General features: G+C 62.4%; 18 protein-coding genes. 4 read left to right on the top strand and 14 right to left on the bottom strand.

From position 1 onward, the window contains the following. Positions 1–19 precede the first annotated feature (19 nt). Positions 20–2,341, bottom strand: coding sequence for a molybdopterin guanine dinucleotide-containing S/N-oxide reductase (locus AC0L3K_RS32220; protein ID WP_473367554.1), 2,322 nt, complete (start codon positions 2,339–2,341; stop codon positions 20–22). A gap of 326 nt (positions 2,342–2,667) precedes the next feature. On the opposite strand from AC0L3K_RS32220, the gene AC0L3K_RS32215 reads away from it, so the two are divergent. Then, positions 2,668–3,018 (top strand): RidA family protein, encoded by a 351-nt coding sequence (locus tag AC0L3K_RS32215; protein WP_473367553.1) that lies wholly within the window; start codon positions 2,668–2,670, stop codon positions 3,016–3,018. Positions 3,019–3,101: 83 nt separating this feature from the next. Here AC0L3K_RS32215 and AC0L3K_RS32210 read toward each other — a convergent pair whose 3' ends face one another. Continuing rightward, positions 3,102–4,046, bottom strand: coding sequence for a LysR family transcriptional regulator (locus AC0L3K_RS32210; RefSeq protein ID WP_473367552.1), 945 nt, complete (start codon positions 4,044–4,046; stop codon positions 3,102–3,104). Between the two features lie 232 nt (positions 4,047–4,278). On the opposite strand from AC0L3K_RS32210, the gene AC0L3K_RS32205 reads away from it, so the two are divergent. Together AC0L3K_RS32205 and AC0L3K_RS32200 are read left to right on the top strand one after the other, a co-directional pair. After that, entirely contained in the window at positions 4,279–5,214 is a 936-nt protein-coding gene (locus tag AC0L3K_RS32205) for an MBL fold metallo-hydrolase (protein ID WP_473367551.1), read from the top strand. Between the two features lie 15 nt (positions 5,215–5,229). After that, the gene (locus AC0L3K_RS32200; RefSeq protein WP_473367550.1) at positions 5,230–6,216 is read left to right on the top strand and encodes an alpha/beta hydrolase; all 987 of its coding nucleotides are present in this window, start codon (positions 5,230–5,232) and stop codon (positions 6,214–6,216) included. 60 nt (positions 6,217–6,276) lie between these two features. Here the strand turns inward: AC0L3K_RS32200 and AC0L3K_RS32195 are convergent, their stop codons facing one another. From AC0L3K_RS32195 to AC0L3K_RS32140, 12 genes are all read right to left on the bottom strand, one after another. Further along, positions 6,277–7,311 (bottom strand): Gfo/Idh/MocA family protein, encoded by a 1,035-nt coding sequence (locus tag AC0L3K_RS32195; RefSeq protein ID WP_473367549.1) that lies wholly within the window; start codon positions 7,309–7,311, stop codon positions 6,277–6,279. Between the two features lie 6 nt (positions 7,312–7,317). Continuing rightward, positions 7,318–7,767 (bottom strand): type II 3-dehydroquinate dehydratase, encoded by a 450-nt coding sequence (gene aroQ, locus AC0L3K_RS32190; protein WP_007601266.1) that lies wholly within the window; start codon positions 7,765–7,767, stop codon positions 7,318–7,320. 13 nt (positions 7,768–7,780) lie between these two features. Next, a complete protein-coding gene (locus AC0L3K_RS32185) occupies positions 7,781–8,527 on the bottom strand; it encodes an amino acid ABC transporter ATP-binding protein (RefSeq protein ID WP_354128980.1) in 747 nt (248 codons plus the stop codon). Between the two features lie 62 nt (positions 8,528–8,589). Then, entirely contained in the window at positions 8,590–9,417 is an 828-nt protein-coding gene (locus AC0L3K_RS32180; RefSeq protein WP_219683110.1) for a transporter substrate-binding domain-containing protein, read from the bottom strand. Between the two features lie 51 nt (positions 9,418–9,468). Beyond that, the gene (locus tag AC0L3K_RS32175; RefSeq protein ID WP_219683111.1) at positions 9,469–10,125 is read right to left on the bottom strand and encodes an amino acid ABC transporter permease; all 657 of its coding nucleotides are present in this window, start codon (positions 10,123–10,125) and stop codon (positions 9,469–9,471) included. Between the two features lie 12 nt (positions 10,126–10,137). Further along, on the bottom strand, positions 10,138–10,806 hold the full coding sequence (locus AC0L3K_RS32170; protein WP_007601261.1) for an amino acid ABC transporter permease: 669 nt from the start codon (positions 10,804–10,806) through the stop codon (positions 10,138–10,140). Between the two features lie 51 nt (positions 10,807–10,857). Continuing rightward, complete coding sequence (locus AC0L3K_RS32165; RefSeq protein WP_473367548.1) at positions 10,858–11,712, bottom strand: shikimate dehydrogenase; 855 nt, start codon at positions 11,710–11,712, stop codon at positions 10,858–10,860. A 15-nt stretch (positions 11,713–11,727) separates the two neighbouring features. Next, the gene (aroE, locus tag AC0L3K_RS32160) at positions 11,728–12,555 is read right to left on the bottom strand and encodes a shikimate dehydrogenase (RefSeq protein ID WP_007601259.1); all 828 of its coding nucleotides are present in this window, start codon (positions 12,553–12,555) and stop codon (positions 11,728–11,730) included. Positions 12,556–12,558: 3 nt separating this feature from the next. Next, positions 12,559–13,785 carry a CaiB/BaiF CoA transferase family protein gene (locus AC0L3K_RS32155; RefSeq protein WP_007601258.1) on the bottom strand — a complete coding sequence of 409 codons (1,227 nt, stop codon included), beginning with the start codon at positions 13,783–13,785 and terminating at the stop codon, positions 12,559–12,561. Next, positions 13,782–14,252 carry a MaoC family dehydratase gene (locus AC0L3K_RS32150; RefSeq protein WP_007601256.1) on the bottom strand — a complete coding sequence of 157 codons (471 nt, stop codon included), beginning with the start codon at positions 14,250–14,252 and terminating at the stop codon, positions 13,782–13,784. The genes AC0L3K_RS32155 and AC0L3K_RS32150 overlap by 4 nt, the downstream gene beginning before the upstream one ends. Before the next feature lie 13 nt (positions 14,253–14,265). Then, positions 14,266–14,652 carry a VOC family protein gene (locus AC0L3K_RS32145; RefSeq protein WP_354170479.1) on the bottom strand — a complete coding sequence of 129 codons (387 nt, stop codon included), beginning with the start codon at positions 14,650–14,652 and terminating at the stop codon, positions 14,266–14,268. A 1-nt stretch (position 14,653) separates the two neighbouring features. Beyond that, positions 14,654–15,598, bottom strand: coding sequence for a ketopantoate reductase family protein (locus AC0L3K_RS32140; protein WP_354170477.1), 945 nt, complete (start codon positions 15,596–15,598; stop codon positions 14,654–14,656). Positions 15,599–15,700: 102 nt separating this feature from the next. On the opposite strand from AC0L3K_RS32140, the gene AC0L3K_RS32135 reads away from it, so the two are divergent. After that, the gene (locus AC0L3K_RS32135) at positions 15,701–16,684 is read left to right on the top strand and encodes a LysR family transcriptional regulator (RefSeq protein WP_473367547.1); all 984 of its coding nucleotides are present in this window, start codon (positions 15,701–15,703) and stop codon (positions 16,682–16,684) included. The last annotated feature ends 12 nt before the right edge of the window (positions 16,685–16,696 follow it).

The following is a 16,696-nucleotide window of genomic DNA, read 5'->3' as shown; positions in this document are numbered from 1 at the left end:
CAGGACGGCCCCTTTTTTTCTACACCGGATCGAAAGCCCGGATCGGCGGCAGATTGCCGGTGAACTTCTCGACCTCGACTGTCGTGAGCTGGCCGGTGCAGCCCTGCGCAAAGGACGAGGTGCCGACGTCGCGGGTCAGCACGTTCGGATTGCCGTGCACGCAGAGCGGCGCGTCGTCTTCGGGGTCCATCGGGTCGTACCAGGCGCCGGTCGGGAGCTGGACCACGCCGGGCGCGATACCGTCGGTGACGTGGACCGCGGCAAGACAGGCACCGCGCGCGTTGAACAGCCGGATGATGTCGCCGTCCTTGATCCCGCGCGCGTCAGCGTCCCCTGGGTTCATGCGCGCGACCTCGCGGCCGCGATGCTTGGCGGCGAGCGAATGTCCACCGAAATCGAGCTGGCTATGCAGACGCGTCACCGGCTGGTTGGCGACCAGAAAACACGGCGCCCCCGGCTTGGGCATGTCGGACTTCTCCAGCCAGACCGGATGGCCCGGACAATCCGCATCGCCATGACTTGCGATCTTGGCGGAGAATATCTCGATGCGACCGCTCGGCGTCGGCAAAGCGTGATTGACGGGATCGTCGCGGAAGCGGCGCAGCCGGCCGCCGTCGTCAGGCTGCTGCGGCACGACCAGGCTGCCGCGCCGCCAGAACTCTTCGAAGCTCGGCGCCTCCAAACCGCGCGCTTCGAGCGAGGCGCGGGTCGGCTCATAAAGATGTTCCAGCCACTGCCGTGACGTCCGCCCCTCGGTGAAGGGTTCGCGCGCGCCGAGACGGTCGGCGAGATCGGCAAAGATCTCGTAGTCGTCGCGCGCAAGGCCGAACGGCTCGGCGATCCGGTGCATGGCGACCATGAGGGGATCGTTGCTGGAATAGCCGATGTCTTCGCGTTCGAGCGTCATCGTCGAGGGCAGCACGATGTCGGCATGCCGGGCCGTAGCAGTCCATGCGAGTTCGTGCACGACCAGCGTGTCGACTTTCGCAAACGCCTTGCGCAGGCGATTGATGTCCTGGTGGTGATGGAAGGGATTGCCGCCGGCCCAGTAGACGAGGCGGATATCCGGATAGGTGCGCGTCTCGCCGTTGTAGCGATAGGTGCCGCAGGGCTTGAGCAGCATGTCGGCGATGCGCGCCACCGGAATGAAATCGCGGACAGCGTTGCGGCCCTGCCCCAATGTCGGCCCCGGCACGTCGTTGACGCGGCGGCCGTAATAGCCGATCGCCCCCAACGAATAGGCGTAGCCGCCGCCGGAGAGGCCGATCTGGCCGAGCGCTGCCGCCAGCACCATGCCCATCCACACCGGCTGCTCGCCATGCTCGGCGCGCTGGAGCGAATGGGAGACAGTAATGAGCGCACGCTTGCCGGCGAGCCGGCGCGCAAGTGTGCGGATCGTATTTGCGTCGACGCCGCAGATCGCTGCGGCCCATTCGGCGTGCTTGGGTTGGCCGTCGCTCTCGCCTGTGAGATAGCGCAGGAAGACGGGCCATCCCTCGGTGTAGCGATCGAGGAAAGCCTGGTCGTGCAGGTTTTCCGCGACCAGCGTATGAACGATGCCGAGCATCAGCGCGGTGTCGGTGCCGGGCACGCACGTCATCCATTCGGCGCCGGCCTCGACGGGCAGGTCTTCGCGCAGTGGGCTGACCAGGACGAACTCGCAGCCGCGGCGGCGCGCAGCTTCCATCGCGCCGCGCTCGACATGCTTGCTGATCGAGCCGCCTGCGACCATCGAGTTCTTCAGCGCCATGCCGCCGAACGCCAGCACGATGTCGGTATCGGCCGCGATCTGCTCCCAGGTGACGTTGCGCTTGGTGATGTCCTCGTAGCCTGCCAAGATCTGCGGCAGCAGCACCGAGGACGCGCCGGAGGAATAGGAGTTCACCGAACGCACATATCCGCCCAAGGCGATGTTGAGGAAGCGATGCACCTGGCTCTGGGCGTGGTGGAAGCGGCCCGCGCTCGACCAGCCATAGGAGCCGCCGAACACCGCGCCGGGGCCGCGCGTGTCACGGATGCGTGCCAGCTCGTCGCCGAGCAGATCGAGCGCCTTCTCCCAGCTGACGGAGACGAATTCGTCGCGGCCGCGGCGATCGTCCGGACCGGGACCGCGTTCGAGCCAGCCGCGGCGGATCGCAGGTTGGGTGATGCGCGCCTGATGGCGCAGCGCGCCGGGAAAATTGCCTATGATGCCGTTCGGATCGGGATCGCCCGCATAGGCCCTGACCTCGAGCCCGGCCTCGCCTTGACGTGCCGAGAACACGCCCCAATGCGAGGTGTGCGGCTTGAAGCCGTCGGACAGGTCGAGGCCGGGGTCGGGGAAGCCAATCGTATCGTCCATCGTCGCATTCCTTGTTCCGGTCGCGGCACTGTCCCGGCCGCACCGATAACCCGGGTCGCAGTATAGCGATCCGCGCTTCGATGTCGTCGGGTCAGGGCCGGCGAAAATGCCGGGCGCTCGTGCAAAGATAGATTGGCGAACGTTCGCAGGGACGACCGGCGGCGATTTTTCGACCAATTTGTGCTTTTATTTTCAACGCTTTAGTCGGTTGCATTCAGATCCGCGCGGTCGGTCTTTCGGTAAGACGTGGCGCGAGATCTCTTGCAACGACACTGACATTGAAATGTGCGATATGCCGCCCGTCACACAGCAACATCGGTCCCATCATGATCAAGCGCGTATTGCCCTACGAAGGTCTGCTCCACGAAGTGGTCGAGCACAATGGCGTGCTTTACATCGGTGGAATCGTCCCCGAGGACACGAGCCTCGATATGTCGGGCCAGGCCAACGACGTCCTCGGGCAGTTGGCGCAGTTGCTCAAGACCCTCGGATCCGATCTGAGCAACGTCTTGCAAGTGACCATCTACATGGCGAGCCTCAAGGAAAAGGCAGAGTTCAATGCGGCCTGGAAGGTGCATTTTGCAGAGGCTCATCTGCCGGCGCGCGCGGCAATCGGCGTGGCCGATCTCGGTCCTGGCGTCAAACTCGAGATCACGGCCATCGCCGCTCGACAATAGTGGCACGGGACCCCGCTGATCGAGAGGTCCCGACGATCATCAATCCTAAATGCGTGACTTGGTGGCGGTTGAGGCAAGTCGAATCAGGAGGCGGCCGCCTGGTACAGGCACTCACGTAGCCAAGCATGAGCTCCGTCCTCCTGATTGCGCGGATGCCACAGCGCAACGATGCGCGCCGGCGGCAAATCAAGCGGCGGCGGCGTGAGATCGAGCTCGTGGGAAAATCGCATCAGAAAACGTCGCGGAAGGGTGCAGATGCAGTCGCTGTGGGCAAGGATGACCGGCGCCAGCGCATAGGTTTGAATCGAGACGGCGACGCGTCGGGAACGGCCTAGCCCGGCGAGTGCGTCGTCGACCAGACCAGAAAAGCCGCCACCGTCGGCGGAGATCAACAGATGGTCGAGCGCGCAAAAACCATCGAGATCAAGCGGCCCGTGGCCGCGCGGGTGACCTTTGCGCTGCGCGGAGAGGAAGCTGTCCTCGAAAAGCGGGCGCTGCATCAGATCGCCGTGTGCCCCATCAGCCCCCGTCACCAGAATGTCGATCTCGCCCCGTTCAAGCCGATCGACAACGTCGCGCGTCGGATGGACGAAGGCTAGCCGCGCCCGTGCGGCCGTGGAGGTCAACCGCGCGACGAATCCGGGCGCCAGCGTCACGGCTGGATTCTCGTGGATGGCAACGACAAAGGTGCGCTGGCTGTGGACCGGGTCGAATACGGCCGGTCCCTCGACCATGCGACGGAGCTTGCCGAGCACGTCTGCCAGCTCCGCCTGCAGCTCCACCGCTCTCGTCGTCGGCACCACGCCGCGGCCCGCCGCCGCGGGCACGAACAAGGGGTCGGCAAAGACCTGTCGCAGCCGGTTCAATCGAGCCGATAGCGCGGGCTGACCGATGTTCAGGCGCGACGCCGCGCGCGTGACGTTCCGCTCGCGCAGCAGAGCCTCCAGGGCGAGCAATAGGCCGAGGTCGATCTCGGCGAGATCGGTGTCGTCGGCCAGCCGACCTGGACCGTGTTCCGCATCCGGCATCGGTCTTCCTCCGTTCAAAGCACATGATCGCGGCCGAACGAGCCGCGATGAGAGAGGTAGAGCCAAAATGGCGGTCTGAAAAGCTGGGCTGACCGCCTTTCGATATCGACGTCGTCGATGGGACCTATCGAGCCCACGGCCCTCCCGGCGGCGTGGTGCGCTTCGTACTTCCCGGTCACCGCGGCGCTGGCAATCAGGCCGGCTCAGCCACGACCTGGAGTGGAGGACCTTGATGACGCAAGCGACGAAAACCTATCGCGTTGGCGATGCAGCCGTCACGCGGATCGATGAATTGCGGCTTGCCGCATTCAAGTTCGGCGCCCTCTATCCTGACGCCGAACCGGATGCGCTTGAGCGCCATCGCGACCGGCTCGAGGCGGGCTCGTTCGATCCTGCAACCGGCACCTTCATTCAAAGCATTCACAGCTGGCTGGTCAAAACCCCGCACCACACGATCCTGATCGACACGGCGACCGGCAACGACAAGAACAGGCCCGACATCCCGCCGCTGCATCGTCTGAACGAGCCGTTCCTGGCGCGGCTGGCGGCGGCGGGCGTCACCCCGGAACAGGTGGACTACGTTCTGCTCACGCACGTCCATGCCGACCACGTCGGCTGGAACACGCGCCTGGTCAACGGTCGCTGGATTCCGACATTCCCGAACGCAACCTACGTCTTCTCCGGGATCGAGCAGGCCTATGGCGAGAGCCTCGCGGCGGGCACGGAGCCCACAGGGGCAGCCCGCCCCGACCCGGCGCTCGGCCCGGCGGCGCGCAAGCCGGCCGACCGCGTCTATGGCGACAGTGTGCGGCCGGTGATCGAGGCCGGCCTTGCCAAGCTCATCGCAGTGAATGGCGACGAGCTCCTTGAGGGCATCTCTTTCATCCCGACTCCCGGCCACAGCATCGATCACGCGTCGATCCGTCTCGTATCCCGCGGCGAGCAGGCGCTTTTTGCCGGCGACGTGATGCACCATCCACTGCAGGTGTATGAGCCTTCGCTCAATTCCTGCTTCTGCGAATTCCCTGAGGCCGCCTCGCGCTCTCGCGCCGCCGTCCTCGAGGACGCAGCCGAGCTTGGCGCAACCGTCTTCACCACCCATTTCGCACAATCGTCCGTCGGGCGCATCGACTGCCGCGGCGATCGCTTCGCCTGGCAATTCGTCTGATAAAGGAGACCGATCATGGACCAGCAAACTTACGCGCAGGCAGACGGATCCGACATCGTGGTCGAGGATCTCATGATCCCGAGCGACACGGCCGGCATCTCGCTTCACTTGCGCAACAAGCGAACAGCGGCGCTCAAGACGTTTTCCGCCGAGCGAACCATCCTGATGATGCACGGCGCGACCTATTCGTCGGAAAGCCTGTTCGATGTGCCGCTCGATGGCATCTCCTTCATGGATTATCTCGCCGGGCACGGCTACGACGTCTTTGCACTCGACGTGCGCGGCTATGGCGGATCGACGCGTCCGCCCCAAATGGACGCGCCGCCGGAGGATTCTGAGCCGATTGTGCGCACGGAAGTCGGCGTGCGTGACCTCGCCAGCGCAGTCCAATACATCCTGAAGCAGCGCAACATCACGCGGCTCAATCTGGTCGCGATGTCCTGGGGCGGCTCTGTGGCCGGTGCCTACACGGTAAGCAATAACGACAAGATCGTAAAGCTGGCGCTCGTCGCGCCACTGTGGTTGCTGAAGGGCCCGGCTCCGATCGATGCGGGCGGCCGCCTCGGGGCCTATCGCCACGTCCCTGTTCTGGACTTCAGGGAGCGCTGGCTTTCGGCAGCACCGGAAGCAGCGCGATCAAGTCTCATCCCGGAAGGTGGGTTCGAACTCTGGGCGGACATCTCGCTCGCAACAGACCCACAGGCCAGCGCAGGAGCTCGTCCGCTCATGCGTGCCGTGAACGGCCCGATCCTGGACATCCGCGAGTACTGGGCCGCCGGCAAGGCCCTTTACGAGCCCAGCGACATTCGCTTGCCGGTGCTTCTGGTCCACGCCGAATGGGACCGCGACGTGCCCATCAGCTCGGCACAGGATCTCTTCCTCTCACTGAAACACGCGCGATATCGGCGATGGGTCGAGATCGGCGAAGGCACGCACATGGTTCTGTTGGAGAAGAACCGGTTGCAGGCGTTCGACGTGATCAACCAGTTTCTCTCGGAATAGTATGAGCATGACTAGCGCGATCTTCGCGCGGATCCCGCCGCGAGAACACAGGCGCCCGAATCAAACGGACACGAGATCTCCGGTTTCCGCTGCGCGCTTGACCGCGTCGATCACCCTGAGCGTTTTTAGCCCTTCGTGCCCACTCACCACAGGCGTGGCCGTGCCGCAGATAACACCACAGAAATTTGCGATCTGCAGGCCAAGCGGGTCTTCCTTCTCATATCTTAGCTGCTCGCGCTCAATCGGCGCCCACCAACTGGCCTTGCTCGGATGATGCCATAAATCGAGTTGCGGAATAGCCAGCGATGCCCGCGTGCCGCCGATCTGGTAACACGCCTCCTGCGTACGACTGTAGGCTGGGTTCTCACCGGCGGTGAATTCCCAGCTCCAAGGCGACTGGATGGTATCGGAGACATTGACCGTTCCCAGCGCGCCGGAGGCGAAATGCAGGATCACCACCGAGGTCTCTTCAACGCCATTTCCGCGCAGCCGATTGGATTGGGCAGCCTGTACCGCGACGATATCGCCGCACAGATACCGCAACAGGTCGATATCGTGGATGAGATTCAGGAAAATGGGGCCCGCTCCTTTCTCGCGGCGCCAGGACACTTCAAAATAATCGTCCGGCTTGATCAACCAGAACATGCCATGCACCGATACGATCTGACCGAGCCCGCCACTATCGATCTCCGCCTTGGCGCGCTGGATCATCGGGTTGTGGCGGCGGTGGTGGCCGGTTAGCAACGGCACGCCCGCCCGGTCGGAGGCTTCGACCAACGCCTGTGCAGCAACGACATCATCCGCTAAGGGTTTCTCGATCAGCGCCGGGATGCCCGCAGCGATACAATCCATGCCGTTCGCCACGTGCATCTGGTTGGGGGTGGCGACGACCACCCCGTCGGGCCGACTTTCGGAGAGCATGTCCCGAAAGGACGGAAACCAGTTCACGTTCAGCGAAACCGCCAACTCTCGTGCCGCCGGCGTCGGATCGACGATCGACGACAGCACCGCCTCCGGCCGCGCGAGAATATGTTCAATATGTCGCTTGCCGATGAGACCCGCTCCCATGACCGTCAGGCGGATGGGTGCACTCATGCGATTCTATACCTTCTTCTCATCGAGCAGCTTGGCCACGCGACGCAAGCCGAGCAGATAACCCTGAGTGCCGAAGCCTGCAATAACGCCATCAGCTCGTTTGGAAACGAACGAGTGGTGGCGGAATTCCTCGCGCTTGTGCACATTGGAAATGTGCACCTCGATCACTGTCCCCTCGAACGTGTTCAAAGCATCCAGGATGGCGACTGACGTATGGGTGAAAGCCGCGGGATTCATCACGACGCCGACAGCCGTCTCGCGTGCCTCGTGGATCCAATCGATCAACTCGTATTCTCTGTTCGACTGGTGAAAGCGTAGCTCCAGAGCGAGCTCCGTGGCTAGCCCCCGACAATCTCGCTCCACATCCGCAAGCGTCTCGTGGCCATAGATGTGGGGCTGACGCTTGCCGAGCAAATTGAGATTTGGCCCGTTGAGGACGTAGACAAGACGACTCATGGAATAACTCCGTTCAGTGATGGGCTAGGATCTCGCCAAGGAACTGCTTGGTGCGAGCGTGCTGCGGATTGCGGAAGAAAGCGTCGGGCACACCTTCTTCGATGATCTGCCCTTCAGCCATGAAGATGACGCGGTCGGCGACCTGGCGGGCAAAACCCATCTCGTGGGTGACGCAAATCATGGTCATGCCGTCGTTGGCGAGACCGATCATCGTGTCGAGCACTTCCTTGACCATTTCCGGATCGAGAGCCGAGGTCGGTTCATCAAACAGCATGACCTTGGGCTGCATGCAGAGAGCACGCGCGATCGCAACACGTTGCTGCTGACCGCCCGAGAGTTGAGCCGGATACTTCTCGGCCTGCTCACCAATGCGCACCCGCTCGAGATATTTTCGCGCGGTCGCCTCCGCATCGGTCTTGCCGATGCGGCGCGCGCGAATGGGCGCGAGCATGCAGTTCTGCAAGACCGTCATATGCGGAAAAAGGTTGAAGCTCTGAAAGACCATGCCGACATCCTGACGCACGACATCGATGGCCTTGATGCTGTCGTCCAGCCGATGACCGTTCACCACGATACTGCCCTGCTGGATCGCCTCCAGGCGGTTGATACAGCGTATCAGCGTCGACTTGCCCGAACCGGAAGGACCGCAGAGCACGATCTTTTCACCTCGGCGCACAGTGAGATCAACGTTGCGGAGAGCCTGGTACCCGCCGTACCATTTCTGCACGCCCTTCATTTCGATCAGGATCTGGTCCTGCATGGATTCGACCTCCGTTATCGGACGACGGCCAACGCGCCCAGCGCGTCGGCCGCTTGCAGTGACTATTGAACTGTGAACGGAACTCCGGGGACTGAGTCGGGGAAGATTGGCACGGGCGCCTTCATCCACTTGGCGTAGAAACCGGCCAATTTGCCATTGGACTTGATCTGGTCGATGAATTTGTTCGCCGTCTCGTTCCACTCCTTCTCTCCCAGGCGCGTGCAGGCCCCGTTGTACAAGGCGGTGAAGTGAAGCTTGGGCTCGAACCCAAGTTCCGGCTTTGCAGCGTTCAGACGCTGCGGGTAGAAACTGTTTGCGCCGACCGCCTGCACCTGACCCGAGAGCAGCGCCTGGATTGTGGCCGCGTCATCATCAAACCTGCGGATTTCGGCGCCCGCAGGAGCATTATTGGTGACTTGGGTGTCCTGCGTGGAGGAGCGTGGGACGCCGATAACGTACTTCCCCATATCGGCATTACTGTTGATCGGAGTTGCCTGGGCAGCGACCAGTGTAATCTCATTGGCAACATACGGTTTGGAATATTGTACCGCCTTCGCGCGCTCGGGCAGCATGGCCATGGTCGCGAACAGAATGTCCACCCGGCCTGTGGTCAGCGCCGGAATACGGTTGGCCACCGCCAGCGGGACGAACTCGGCCTTCACGCCGAGATATTCAGCGAAGGCGCGCCCCATGTCGGCATCGATCCCATCCTGCTTTCCCGAGCTATCGACATAGCCCCAGGGCGGATTATCGCCCTGAATGCCGATGACGACGACGCCCTTCTTCTTCACGTCCTCCAGCGTGCCCGCCTGCGAGCCGCCTGCGACAACGATGGCCGAGAGCGTCAGCAGCGCAATGCCGAGCTGGCGACGATTGAGCGAAAACAACATGAGTATCTCCTCCTGGTGATGGCTGTGTTTGATTGAGTAGGTGCGCCGAACCTACCTTTGACCGGCCAGGGCGAGCCTGGCCTCCACCCGACTGCCCCACCATGAGAGTGGCCAGCAGAGGATGAAATACATTGCGCCGACCACACCGAAGACGAGCAACGGCTGGTAGGTCTGGTTCGATACGATTTGACCGGCGCGGGCGAGTTCGATGAAGCCGACGATGGCAGCGAGCGAGGTGCCCTTTATGAGCTGCACGAGATAGCCGATGGTCGCCGGCAGCGCGATGCGAATGGCTTGCGGCAGCACGATGTCGCGCATGCGCGCGGAATAATGCAGACCGAGCGCCATTGCAGCCTCGGTCTGACCGCGAGGCACGGCCTGGATTGCGCCGCGCCAGATCTCGCCGAGAAAAGCCGAGGCGTTGACGGTGAACCCGATCGCGACCGCAACGAATGCCGACAGCTTCAATCCGAGGAGCGCCAAGCCGTAGTACACCACGAACAGTTGCAGCAGCAGCGGTGTCCCCTGGAAGATTCCGATATAGATCCGGACTATCCATTCCACAGTCGTGCGACCGCAGGTGCGCAACAGTGCGACGATCAGGCCGGCGGTACAGCCACCGACGAATGCAACCAGCGTCAGCAGCACCGTCCATTGCAGACCACGCAGGAGGAAGCCGAACTCGGGAAGGCCGAAATGCGGTGTCATGATCTGTGCTCCTCAGCGCGTCGGATATGAGAAGAAGCGGTGAGAGATGATTGCGAAGCCCGCCATCAGCAGCCAGGAGATCGCGAGGTAGAGGAAAGTGACGAAGAAATAGACCTCGAAGCTGCGGAATGTGTCGCTTTCGATGCGCTGCGCAACCGACGTCAATTCATAGGCGGACACAGCCGAACAGATCGACGAGGTCAGCGTCAGCATGATGAACTGTCCCGTGAGCGAGGGATAGATCGCGCGAAGCGCGGGCTTGAGTACGATGGAACGGAATACCTGCCCTTTGTGCAGTCCGAGCGCGTAGCCGGCCTCGATTTGCCCTTTGTGAATCGATTGCACGCCGCCGCGGATGATCTCGATGGCGTATGCCCCTCCGTTCACACCGAGCGCAATAATGGCGGTGGCAGTCGGATTGAGCTTTACCCCGACGAGTGGCAGTGCAAAGAACAGAAAGAAGATCTGCACCAGGAACGGCGTGTTGCGCACGATTTCGACGAAGCCGATCACGATGGCGCGCAACCAAGCCGCCTTCGCATCGCGGGCTGCGACGCCCGCGACGCCGATGATCATTGCGAGCGTCATGCCAGCAAGCGCCAAACCCAACGTCCCCACGCAACCCCACAGCAACGCGGGCATTGCGTGCCAAACCACCGAGAAATCGAGCGTGTAGCCCATCTTGCGTTTCCTCTCGGGCGTTGTGCGTACCGCTCGCCCATCGGCCGGATGTCATCCTCCCAGGGATGCGAAAGTTGCGAAGAAGACGTCTGGATCAGGCGAGACGCCCGTGAACAGGCGGAATGCTTCGGTGCCCTGGAAGATTGCCATTCCGCCACCATCGACCGTGCGGCAGCCGAGGGTACGCGCCGCGCGCAGCAGCGCGGTCTCCAGCGGGAAGTAGATGATCTCAGCGACCCAGAGACCGGAACAGAGGATTGCCAGCGGCAGCGGCGTTCCCGGATACTTGTCCATGCCAATGGGCGTCGCGTTTACAATTCCGTCTGCGGCAGCCACGGCCGCTGCGACATCCCGGCCGACCCTCAAGCGCCCTTTGACAAATCGAGAGGACAAGCCGTCGACCACGCTCTGCGCCTTGGCCAAGTCGACGTCTATGATGGTCAGTTCCTGCACGCCAAGCTTCATGAGCGCGAAAGCAACCGCCGCGCCCGCGCCGCCTGCGCCGAATTGCACGACACGACCGAGTGGTGCACCTTGCATGCTGCGGCGAAAATTCTCGGCAAAGCCGAACCAGTCCGTGTTATGGCCGGTCATCCGGCCCTTTCTGACGACCACGGTGTTCACAGCGCCAAGCGCCTCCGCGTCGGGCGAAAGCTCGTCCAACAGTGGAAGGATCGCCTGCTTACAGGGATGGGTCACGTTCAATCCGTCAAAGCCCATCCGCCTTGCGGCCGTGAGCAATTCCGGTAACGCTTCGACCCCGAGGTTCAACTCGACCAGATCGATCTTCTTGTAGAGATAGCGGATGCCAGCGGCGTCTGCGGCCGCTTCGTGCATGGGCGGCGTGCGAGACGCCGAGATGCCGCTGCCGATCAGGCCGACGAGAAAACTGGGTTTAGGATGCATTGTCGGCGTCGTCCGTCAGCTCAATGGGACAGTCAATTCGGCGATGATCTGGGCCGTGCTCGGTCGGACGCCACGCCACCAGACAAAGGCTTCCGCCGCCTGCTCGACCAGCATGCCGACGCCGTCAGCCAACTTGGCCACGCCTTCAGTGCGGGCCGCTTGCAGAAAGGGAGTCAATCCTTTGCCATAGGCAAGTTCGTACGCCAGCTCCGCGCCCTGGAAGACATTGCTCGGAAGCGGCGGCATTTCACCTCGCAGGCTGGCAGAAGTCGCGTTGACCACGACGTCATACCCCTCGGCAAGGTCGGCCAGTTCAGCGTAGCCGCTCACGATCAGGGGACCACAGCCGGCAAACTCTTCGGCCAATGCCACGGCTTTGGACAGCGTTCGATTGACGAGAACCAGCTCGGACGGTTGCTGGCGCAGAAACGGCAGTAACGCGCCACGTGCCGCTCCCCCAGCGCCGAGCATCAGGACGCGCCGGCCAACCATTTTGACGCCGAGATTGGCAGTGATGTCACGCGCCAGGCCGATTCCGTCGAAATTCTCGGCAATGATCCGATCGCCCTCGAACTTCAGGCAGTTTGCGGCACCTGCGCGTTGGGCGCTCTCTGAGAGCTCATTTGCATAAGCGAAGGCATCGAGCTTAAACGGGGCGGTGATGTTCAGCCCCTTGGCGCCCTCCGTCCGGAATTGATCAACCCGTGCGCTGAAGCCATCGATGGGCCCCTCGATCGCCTCATAGACGAGATCCTGTCCCATCATTTTGGCGAAAGTGCCATGGATGAAAGGTGACTTGCTGAAGCCGATCGGATTGCCAATCACCGCATAGCGATCGCTCATCGCTCACTCCTGCACTGCAGCTTCGTTGTAGAGCACGCCGTCGCGCACCATCGCGTCGACGGCTTCGGCCGACAGTCCCAGCGAGACAGCAATGCGACGATTGTCCTGTCCAAGCAGTGGCGCCGGAGTGCGCACCGTGGTGTCGCAATCGGAAAACCGGAACGGCAGGTTCGGCAGCGTTACCTTGCCGAGCACCGGATGCTCCTGCTCGACCAGCATGCCGCGCGCATGGATCTGCGGATCCCTCACGACCTCTTCGATGGTCTGCACGGGAGCGGACGGCACACCTGCTTCCTCGAGTGCCGCAAGACACGCATCTCGAGACGGCTGCGATAGCGTCCAGTTGCGCACAATCTCCATGGCTTCAGCATAATGGGCGTTCCGCGCGGCGGGCTTGGCGAAACGCTCGTCCAATGCCAGCGTGTCTCCTCCAATCAGGCTCGCCAATCGTCGCCACGCATCATCGACTTGCGCAGCGATGACAAGATTGCCGTCCTTGGCCGGAAAGACGCCGTAAACGGTCGAATCCGGCTGTCCGCTGCCGGTTTGTTTCGGCAGGTCAGCGCCGCCCGAGAGGAAGTAACGCTGAACCGCATAGTCGTGCATCGAGACCATGCAATCGTACAGCGCCAGATCGATATGTTGGCCGCGCCCGGACGACGCACGGCCAACCAGCGCCGCATTGATAGCAGCGACGCCATGAATGCCAGTGTACATATCGGCCAGCGGCATCCGCAGCAGCGGCGGCGGTTCGCCGGGATTGCCCAGTTGCGCCAGCGCACCCGACATCGCCTCTGCGATCAGGCCGAAGCCCGGACGATCGGCATAGGGACCGGTATGGCCATAGGCGGAGACCGAGCAATAGATCAGCCTCGGATTCCGCGCTGATAGTGCTTTGTAACCGAGACCGAGACGTTCGAGTGCGCCGGGTCGGTAATTCTCGATGAAGACATCGGCCGTGTCGACCAGCTTCATCATCATGTCGAGACCACGCTCGTCGCGCAGGTCGATGCAAAGTCCCTGCTTCCCCATATTCTGCTGCAGGAAGTAGCCGGATTGTCCGTCCTTGAAATATCCATGGGCCCGGCCTGCGTCGCCCCCCTTTGGGCGCTCCACCTTGATGACCTCCGCGCCCATCGCGGCGAGGCAACGGCCCATGAACGGGCCGGCCAGGAAATGGCTGTAGTCGATGACGCGAATGCCTTTGAGCGGCAGATCTTGCGCGGTCATGCCTGCTCTCCTGCAGCGCTGGTCTTCGGGCGCATCGGGATCATCAGCCGATGCTCACCTAGCTGAACGACCTCGCCGCGCTGATTGATGAGTTCCGAAGGCAGCACAACGATGCCCCACCCATCCCTCTTTGTGCCGCGCATTGAACCAACGCGGAACTTCACATGCACGGTGTCCCCGAGCTTGATCGGCAGCTTGAAATCCCATGTCCAGCCCAGCGACATTCCCGGGAGGAACCGGTAGGCGGCACGCGTTTTCAATCCGTCAGCGAGCGACAGACCAAACAACCCATGCGCGACGCGGGTGCCGAACGGCGTTGTCTTCGCGTACTCCTCGTCGACATGGACCGGCGTGAAATCGCCCGTCAGTTCGGCATAGGCATTCACCATTGCTTCGGTGACCGTCACCGAGGGGGTTACGCATTCATCGCCGACCTTGGCATCGTCCCAGTAGCGCTCATCTGTCATGTCGCGTCTTCCTCTAGGCACGGGGATTGATCGCCAGGGCGGCTTCCACGGCGCCTGCGCTGGCTTGCAAGATTTCGACGTTGAGCCCGCCCGGCAGCTCGAGCCAGTTCGGCCCGGCGGGCAACGCTTTGGCGCCCCAGGCGGCGGCACGGGTGAGCACACCCTCGTAATCGTCGACCATGATGCCGAGATGGGCGAGGCGCCCCTCTGGTCCGACGAAATTCGGATCTTCGATGAGTTGCACGCTTCCGAGCACCCAAACCTGACGCGGGCGCGTACCATCGGCGGGTTGCTCATCGCGAATGGCGAGACCAAGCACCTCACGAAAGAAGTCGACGTGACGATCAACGTCCGGCACGCGGATCGCGACGTGTTCGACATAAGCGCGGGGCAATGACATCTCAGGACTTTCCAGGATAGTCGCTGCGGGCGTATTCGATGCCCTTGACCAGCGCGACGAGGGTGGAATTGACGGGGGTCGGCACGCTGAGCTTGGCGCCCCAGCGCACGACGGAGCCGTGGATGTAGTCAACCTCGGTGAGATTGCCGGACTGCAAACTCTGCAACATCGACGTCTTGAACTCGGGCGGCAGTCCAGCGGACGCCATCGACCAGGCGCGTCGCGGATCGGTAATCGAGATCTTCACGCCAGCAGCTTGCGCGACCGAGATGCCCTCCGAGATTGCGGCCAGCGCGCAATCTTCCAGAACCGGCAGCGAATACAGGCCGCCATAAGTCAGCCCGGTCACAGCGGTAATTCCTCCTCCGGCGACGTTGATGAACAACTTGTCCCACATCGTGCCCAAGATGTTGTCGCTGAGCAGCGTGAGAATGCCGGCGCGATTAAAGGTCTCGGAGATTCGCTGCGCACGTTCTGTCAAGCGCCCATCAAGCTCGCCGATGATGGTCTCCTTGCCGATGACCCCGGAACGAACATGACCAGGGCCGAGCAGCACACCGCCGACGTAGGTCTTGCCCGCCATGACCCGGTCACGACCAACCTCCTCCGACAGGATGTCCTCGTGACCAAGACCGTTCTGAAGCGACATCACGACCGTCCGCGGCCCGATGATCGGCGCCGCGGCACGGATGGCATCCCGCGTGTGGTAGGATTTGACGAGGATAATGACGAGGTCCGCTTCTACGCCGACCTGAGCCGCGGAGGTGCAAGCAGTGACCTTCACGACGGTCTCGGCGCCATCTTCGAGTATTCGCAGGCCACCGGCATTGATTGCGCCGACATGAGCCTGGAACGGATCGATCAGCCAGACCTCGGCCCCGCCGCGCGCCAACGTACCGCCGATGGTCGAGCCCAAGGCTCCCGCTCCGATAAAGCAGATCCTCATCCGAACGCTTCTCCCGCGCCATTCTCGGCGTTGGAAGCATCGTAGCTGGCGGCTCGATATTTATATATGTTATGATTCTTATATCCATTATTGTGAATCGCAATGAAGCACCGGGATCGCACCGAGACCAACCTGCTGGACCCGCGCCTGCTCAGGCTCTTCGATGCATTGTTCACCACTGGCAGCGTCACCAAGGCAGCCGAAAAGCTCGGCCAAAGTCAGCCGACCATCTCGATCTGGCTGGCCCGCCTGCGTGCGGAACTGGACGATCCGCTCTTCATCCGGTCAGCGAAGGGCATGCTGCCGACGCCGCGCGCCGAGGCTCTCATCGGCACCGCGAGGCAGGCGCTGGAAATGCTGCGTCGCCTTGCCGAGCTTCGCACCGACTTCGATCCGACAACCGCAAAGCGCCGTTTTGCCATCTGCATGACGGACGGAAGCCACGTCACGCTGCTCCCGTCCATTCTCGCCCACGTCCGCCGCGTTGCCCCAGGCGTTCGTATCGAGGCGACACAGATCGGCGCCGACACCCCACGCATGCTGCAATCCGGTGAAGCCGATGTGGCGCTCGGCTACATCTCGGATCTCGATGCTGGACACTTCCAGCAGGCTCTTTTTCCGCAGGATTGGGTCTGCCTCGCGAACGCAAAACATGCTCGGATCCGCGACCGCATCACGGCAAAGGATTTCAGGCGTGAGGCTCACGTCCTCATTCGCTCCGGCACTGGACATCAGTTGCTCGCGGGCGCGCTGCAGGAGCAGAAGATAGTCCTCGACGTTGCACTGGAGTTGCCCGGCTTTTTGGGGCTACCCGCAATCGTCGGAACGACTGACCTGCTTGCTACCCTGCCAAGGCACATCGGCGAAACCCTGGCTCACTATTACGGACTGCGCGTGCTCAACTGCCCGCTGCCGATTGCCGGCTTCACGGTGAAGCAATATTGGCACGCCCGCTTCCATCACGACCCGGCAAGCCAATGGCTGCGTGGCCTCTGCGCGGAGCTTTTTCAACAGCAGGAAGTACGCGGTCTGCATCGTTCCGGTCGGCCGAAGAAACGAGTGCCTCGCGATTTGCAGTCGCAATGAGCTTGTTGAGAT

Source organism: Bradyrhizobium sp. MI1.10 (assembly GCF_055811035.1).
The sequence above is the reverse complement of the archived record's forward strand: the minus strand, read 5'-3'. Positions and strand labels throughout refer to the sequence as shown.